9 protein-coding genes are annotated in these 6,454 nt (G+C 61.3%); 8 read left to right on the top strand and 1 reads right to left on the bottom strand.

The window, feature by feature from the left end; translation table 11 throughout:
• Positions 1-72 precede the first annotated feature (72 nt).
• Together WBB95_RS06475 and WBB95_RS06470 are read left to right on the top strand one after the other, a co-directional pair.
• The gene (locus WBB95_RS06475; protein WP_424486809.1) at positions 73-624 is read left to right on the top strand and encodes a cytochrome c oxidase assembly protein; all 552 of its coding nucleotides are present in this window, start codon (positions 73-75) and stop codon (positions 622-624) included.
• A gap of 35 nt (positions 625-659) precedes the next feature.
• Complete coding sequence (locus tag WBB95_RS06470) at positions 660-1,547, top strand: cytochrome c oxidase subunit 3 (protein ID WP_424486808.1); 888 nt, start codon at positions 660-662, stop codon at positions 1,545-1,547.
• A 6-nt stretch (positions 1,548-1,553) separates the two neighbouring features.
• Here the strand turns inward: WBB95_RS06470 and WBB95_RS06465 are convergent, their stop codons facing one another.
• Entirely contained in the window at positions 1,554-1,757 is a 204-nt protein-coding gene (locus WBB95_RS06465; protein ID WP_016978774.1) for a twin transmembrane helix small protein, read from the bottom strand.
• Positions 1,758-1,787: 30 nt separating this feature from the next.
• Between WBB95_RS06465 and WBB95_RS06460 the strand changes: the two genes are divergently transcribed.
• The 6 genes from WBB95_RS06460 (at position 1,788) to WBB95_RS06435 (ending at position 6,412) form a co-directional block, all read left to right on the top strand.
• Positions 1,788-2,555, top strand: a complete 768-nt coding sequence (locus WBB95_RS06460; protein WP_424486807.1) for an SURF1 family protein — start codon at positions 1,788-1,790, stop codon at positions 2,553-2,555.
• Entirely contained in the window at positions 2,521-3,105 is a 585-nt protein-coding gene (locus tag WBB95_RS06455) for a hypothetical protein (RefSeq protein ID WP_424486806.1), read from the top strand. The genes WBB95_RS06460 and WBB95_RS06455 overlap by 35 nt, the downstream gene beginning before the upstream one ends.
• A gap of 10 nt (positions 3,106-3,115) precedes the next feature.
• Positions 3,116-4,195 (top strand): COX15/CtaA family protein, encoded by a 1,080-nt coding sequence (locus tag WBB95_RS06450; protein WP_424486805.1) that lies wholly within the window; start codon positions 3,116-3,118, stop codon positions 4,193-4,195.
• Positions 4,183-5,082 carry a heme o synthase gene (gene cyoE, locus WBB95_RS06445; protein ID WP_424486804.1) on the top strand — a complete coding sequence of 300 codons (900 nt, stop codon included), beginning with the start codon at positions 4,183-4,185 and terminating at the stop codon, positions 5,080-5,082. Before WBB95_RS06450 ends, cyoE begins: the two co-directional genes overlap by 13 nt.
• A complete protein-coding gene (locus WBB95_RS06440; protein ID WP_424486803.1) occupies positions 5,079-5,714 on the top strand; it encodes an SCO family protein in 636 nt (211 codons plus the stop codon). The genes cyoE and WBB95_RS06440 overlap by 4 nt, the downstream gene beginning before the upstream one ends.
• A gap of 365 nt (positions 5,715-6,079) precedes the next feature.
• The gene (locus WBB95_RS06435) at positions 6,080-6,412 is read left to right on the top strand and encodes a BRO-N domain-containing protein (protein ID WP_424486802.1); all 333 of its coding nucleotides are present in this window, start codon (positions 6,080-6,082) and stop codon (positions 6,410-6,412) included.
• The last annotated feature ends 42 nt before the right edge of the window (positions 6,413-6,454 follow it).

Raw genomic sequence — 6,454 nt, 5'->3', positions numbered from 1 at the left:
GCAGTGACTGGCATACCGCCTTCGCGAGCAAGCCCGCTTCCACATTGACTGCGTTCGACTCGGGTGATCGCCATGCTTGAATCCATCCCCATCAAACGCCTGGTCACCCGCCTGCTGATCCTGGTGGTGGCCATGTTCGCCTTCGGCTTCGCGCTGGTGCCGATCTACGACGTGATGTGCAAGGCTTTCGGCATCAACGGCAAGACGGCTGGGCAGTACGAGGGCGAGCAAGTTGTCGACCCGACGCGGCAGGTGCGCGTGCAGTTCTTGTCCACCAATGCCATCGACATGGTCTGGGAGTTTCATTCCAAGGCCGATGAGGTGGTGGTCAACCCGGGTGCCGTCACCGAGATGCTCTTTGTGGCCTACAACCCCACCGACAAAGCCATGACCGCCCAGGCCGTGCCGAGTATTTCCCCGGCCGAAGCGGCGATGTATTTCCACAAGACCGAATGTTTTTGCTTCACCCAGCAAGTGCTGCAGCCAGGTCAGCGCATCGAAATGCCGGTGCGTTTCATTGTCGACCGCGACATGCCCAAGGATGTGAAGCATTTGACCCTGGCGTACACGCTGTTTGATATCACTGCGCGCCAACCGCCGGTGGCTGTTCACACCGGGGGCTAGCTACTGTTTGCCCCCTCAATCAGGAGAGCGAATACATGTCGTCTCATGATACGTACTACGTACCAGCGCAAAGCAAATGGCCAATTATTGCGACGTTGGGCATGTTGACCACCGTGTACGGTTTGGCTGTGTGGTTCAACGACCTGAAAGCCGCGCGCCCGGAATCCCACGGCCCGTGGATCTTTTTCGTCGGCGGCCTGTTGCTGGCCTACATGCTGTTCGGCTGGTTCGGCGCGGTGATCAAGGAAAGTCGTGCCGGCTTGTACAGCCCGCAGATGGACCGCTCGTTCCGCTGGGGCATGAGCTGGTTCATCTTTTCCGAGGTGATGTTTTTTGTCGCGTTTTTTGGGGCGCTGTTTTATGTGCGGCACATGTCGGCACCGTGGTTGGCCGGTGAGGGCTCCAAAGGTGTCGCCCACATGCTTTGGCCGAATTTCGAATTTGCCTGGCCGCTGCTCAACAACCCCGACCCGAAATTGTTTCCTGCACCCAAGGGCACCATCAGCCCGTGGGGCCTGCCGCTGATCAACACGATTCTGCTGGTGAGTTCCAGCGTGACCATCACGCTCGCCCACCATGCGTTGCGCAAAGGTCATCGGGGCGCGTTGAAAATCTGGCTGGCGATCACCGTGCTGCTGGGTTGGACCTTCCTGGGCTTCCAGGCCGAAGAGTACATGCACGCTTACAAGGAACTCGGCCTGACCCTCGGCTCGGGCGTGTACGGCGCGACGTTCTTCATGCTCACCGGTTTTCACGGTGCGCACGTGACCATCGGCACCATCATTCTGTTTGTGATGCTGATGCGCATCCTGAAAGGGCATTTCAATGCCGAGCACCAGTTCGGCTTCGAAGCGGCCAGTTGGTACTGGCACTTTGTCGACGTGGTGTGGATCGGGCTGTTTTTCTTCGTTTATGTGCTGTGAGGCGTCTTACCACGGCGCGTGAGACACCAGCTGGCCGCTGAAAAAGCCCCAGGCGATCAACGCCACGGTGATCACGGCCAGCACCACGCGCACGGTCAAGGCCGTGACGAGGCGGTTGGAGTTGCCCTCGTCCTTGACCAGAAAGAACAAGCCACTGAACAGGCTCACGACAGTCGCGATCAGCATCAGGGCAATGGCTGCTTTGAGCATGGTCAGGTTTTCCATTCGGATGGGCGGGCAATGAAAACAAGTATAGCCAGCGCCATAAAAGACTTTCGCCCGGGGCTCGCACCCACGCTGGTGGTGCTGGTGCTGCTGCCATTGATGGTAGGGCTGGGCTTTTGGCAACTGTCGCGCGGCCATGAAAAACAGCTGCTGGTGGACAGCTATGCCGAACGTCGCGCGGCGGACCCTGTCAGCAGTGTGCAGCTCAATGACATGCCTGACCCGGCGTTTCGTCGTGTGCGCCTGCGCGGTCAATTCGATGCCGAGCACAGCGTGTTGCTCGACAACCGCATGCGCGACGGCAAGGCCGGTGTCGAGTTGCTGCAACCCTTCCATGACCAGGCCAGCGGCCTGTGGCTGCTGCTCAATCGCGGCTGGCTGCCCTGGCCTGACCGGCGCACGCCACCCGCCTTCAACACCCCGGACCAGCCGGTGAACCTTGATGGCTGGGTCTACGTGGCCCCCGGCGAAACCTTCCAACTGCACGCCGACCCAACGACTACACAGTGGCCGCGCCTGCTCACCGCGCTGCATCCCGCTGCGCTGTGGAGTGAGCTGGGCCGCAGCGGTTTTGCCTACGAGCTGCGCGCCGAAGCTGGCCCCGGTACGTACGACACCACCTGGGCGGTGGTCGCCATGGGCCCGGAAAAACACTTGGGGTACGCCGTGCAGTGGTTCGCCATGTCGCTGGCGCTGCTCGCGCTGTACCTCTACCTCGGCTGGCACAACAAAAAAAAGGAGACGCACCATGGGGGCGGCCACGAATCCACTCAACATGTCTGAGGTGCCGGATCGGCGTAAGGGCCGCTGGCAACTGATCCTGATCCTGATGATGGTGATCGGCCCGATGGCGCTCGCCACCTTCATGTACAAGCTGCAGTTCTGGGTGCCGGACAGCCGCAGCTACCACGGCGAAATGATCGGCAATGGCCAGACCCGCGGCGACATCGGTGTGCAGTCGGACGAAGATCGCTGGCAGTTGCTGGTCACCGCGCCCGCCGCCTGCGCCGCCGAGTGCCAACAACTGGTGTACCTGGCGCGCCAGCTGCAAATCAGCCTGGGCCGCGACGCCTCCCGCGCCAGCCACGCATTGGCCAGCGCGCAACCCGTGAGCACCGCCTACGAGGCCAAGCTCACGGCTGAATACCCGCAACTGCAACGCTACCCGCTCGACCTGTCGACCTTCACCAAGGACGCCGCCGCGCCCGGCGATGCGCAGCTGTGGATCGTCGACCCGCACGGCAACCTGGTGCTGCGCTACGACGCCAAGGTCAAGGGCAAGGACTTGCTCAACGACCTGCGCCAACTGCTGAAACTGTCGAACATCGGATAAGGGCATCGTCATGGCCAAACCTGGATTTCGCCTCGCGTTGTTTGCCACCTTGCTGGCGCTGATCGTCGTGCTGCTCGGCGCCTACACGCGCCTGACCCACGCCGGCCTTGGCTGCCCGGACTGGCCAGGCTGCTACGGCTTTATCAGCGTGCCGCAAAGCGAAGCCCAGTTGGCGCATGCCGAGCTGCATTTTCCCGACACGCCCGTGGAGGCCGACAAAGGCTGGGCCGAAATGACCCATCGCTACTTTGCCGGCACCTTGGGGGTGTTGATCGTGCTGTTGGCGGCGCGTGCGTGGAGCCATCGGCGCGACCCGGGCCAGCCGGTGAAATTGCCGCTGTTTGTGTTGGCGGTGGTGTTTGCCCAGGCGGCCTTTGGCATGTGGACGGTGACCTTGAAACTGTGGCCGCAAGTGGTCACGGGCCATCTGCTCGGCGGGTTTGCGACCTTGAGCCTGCTGTTTTTGCTGACGCTACGACTGTCCGGCGTTTTGCCCGCATTGATCGTGCCCAAGCGCCTGCAATATTGGGCGACGGCGGGGCTGGTGCTGGTCATCGGCCAGATTGCGCTGGGCGGCTGGGTCAGCTCCAACTATGCGGCGATGGCGTGTATCGACCTGCCCACCTGCCACGGCCAATGGTGGCCGGCGGCGGACTTTGCCAACGGCTTTCACGTCACCCAACACATCGGCCCCAATTACCTCGGTGGCCAGCTCGACAGTGACGCGCGCACCGCCATTCACTTGACCCATCGCATGGGCGCGGTGCTGGTCACGCTGGTGCTGCTGGGGCTGGCGTGGCAACTGCGCGCGGTGGGTATGACGCGGCTCGCAGGGTTGTTGCTGATCGCCTTGGCCGCGCAAATCGGCCTGGGCTTGAGCAATGTGTATTTTCACCTGCCGCTGCCGGTTGCAGTCGGCCATAACGCCGGCGGCGCTGCGTTGTTGTTGACGCTGGTACTGGTCAATTATCACGCGCGTACCAGCCTGGTCCGGGTGCGCAACCAGTTGCCGTTCGGCTGGCGGTTCATCCCACGCAAACACGTATCGGGCCTCATCACCCTTAAAGGAGAGATGCCATGGCGACCTTGATCGGCGCGCGTCACGGCCAGGCGATCTGGCGTGACTACCTGGAGCTGACCAAGCCGAAAGTGGTGGTGTTGATGCTCATCACTTCGCTGGTGGGCATGTTCCTCGCCACCCGCGCCGGGGTGCCGTGGGCGGTGCTGATTTTCGGCAACCTGGGCATCGCGCTGTGTGCTGGTGGCGCGGCGGCGGTCAACCATGTGGTGGACCGGCGGATTGACGCGGTAATGGCGCGCACGCATAAGCGGCCGATGGCGGAAGGGCGCGTGTCACCGTTTGCCGCGTTGGCTTTTGCTTTGTTTCTGGCTGTTGCAGGTTTGGCCCTGCTGCTGGCGTTTACAAACCCCTTGGCGGCGTGGCTGACCTTGGCTTCGCTGCTCGGATATGCAGTGATCTACACCGGGTTTCTCAAGCGCGCGACGCCGCAGAATATCGTCATCGGTGGCCTCGCCGGCGCGGCGCCGCCACTGCTGGGCTGGGTCGCCGTCACCGGCCATGTCAGCGCCGAACCCTTGCTGCTGGTGCTGATCATCTTCGCCTGGACCCCGCCGCACTTCTGGGCCCTGGCCATTCACCGCAAGGAGGAATACGCCAAGGCTGACATTCCCATGTTACCCGTCACCCACGGCGAGCATTACACCAAGGTGCATATCCTGCTCTACAGCTTCGCCCTGCTGGCGGTGAGCCTGATGCCCTACGTGATCCACATGAGCGGCCTGCTGTACCTCGCGTGTGCGCTGGTATTGGGCGGGCGCTTTCTGCAATGGGCTTGGGTGCTGTACCGTGGCGCTCAGCCGCACGCGGCGATCAACACCTTCAAGTACTCTATCTGGTACCTGTTTTTGCTGTTCATCGCCCTGCTCGTCGACCACTACTTACTGTTGAACCTATGACTCGAACTCAAAAAACCGTCTTTATCCTGGTGGCCATCGTCGCGTTGATCATGGGCCTGACCGTCAACAAAGTGCTCTCGGGCAAAGGCCAGGGCGACCCCACCGCGCTGATCGACGCCGGCATCATCCTGCTGCCGCAAAGCCGCCAGCTGCCGCCGGTGACCATGACCAACCAGGACGGCCAGCCAGTGGTGGTCAATGAGCTTAAGGGCAAGTGGAGCCTGCTGTTTTTCGGTTACACCTTCTGCCCGGACATCTGCCCGACCACTCTCGCCCAGTTGCGCCAGATCAAGAGCGAGCTGCCCAAGGAGGCTGCTGATAAGTTGCAGGTGATTTTGGTCAGCGTTGACCCGAACCGCGACACCCCGGCGCAGCTCAAGCAATACCTGGGCTACTTCGACCCGCAATTCGAAGGCCTGACCGGCGCGAATGTGGACGATGTGCAGAAGGTGTCGAACGCGGTGAGCATTCCGTTTATTCCGGCGGATATTACTAAGCCGAACTACACCGTCGATCACAGCGGCAACCTCGCGCTGATCGGCCCGGATGGTACGCAGCGCGGGTTTATCCGTGCGCCGTTGAACAACCAGAAGCTGGTGGTGCAGCTGCCTGTGTTGCTGAAGCGTAACTAAGCCGATCACCAAGCCAGCCAGCTCCCACATTGGCTTTTGTGTAAGGTTTGAACAGTGTGTCGTCGGACATTTCCTGCACGTTGTGGCGCTGTGCGTGAACTTGTTGGGGGCGCTTGGGGTGGCTAGTCTTGGCCCTGTCACTGCAAATTCAGTGACAGGGTGTGGAAGCCCTTATATCGTTAGGCGCACAAAGCGCCACCTAGTGTCAGGCGTTTTTTTCTGTCTGTGTTTTATGGTGGTTGTGCGCGGGGCGCTTTCGAGTGCGCCGGGTGCCTAACGTCCCGGTCTTCCACACCTGCGTACAGCCGCCACCCATTACGTGGAAGTAGTGCTTGGCGGTCCCTTGATACGTTAGGAGCCAGACCATGCAAGCGCTTACCCCTGATCCACCCATTACTGCCAAAGTCTTCACCCGCCACCATCACCAATTGCACGCCGCGCTGATCGACAGCCAGCCCTGGTTCAGCGCCGGTGATATCGGCCACCTGATGGGCCTGCACCTCAATCCCGCGTTACTGCGCAAACTCGATCCTGATCAACAACAGATTCTGCCGCTGATCACCCACGGTCATGCCGCGCCGACCTTGATGGTCAGCGAGTCAGGCGTCTATGCGCTGCTTATCTATCACTATTACCCGGAGAACCGCTGCCTGCGGCAGTGGCTGACCCATGAAGTGGTGCCGGTACTGCGCCGATAGCAAAAGCGACACATAGCAAATGTGGGAGCGGGCTTGCTCGCG

Source organism: Pseudomonas sp., from assembly GCF_049645325.1.
Taxonomy (GTDB): Bacteria; Pseudomonadota; Gammaproteobacteria; order Pseudomonadales; family Pseudomonadaceae; genus Aquipseudomonas.
This window is presented reverse-complemented; position numbering and strand designations above follow the sequence as displayed.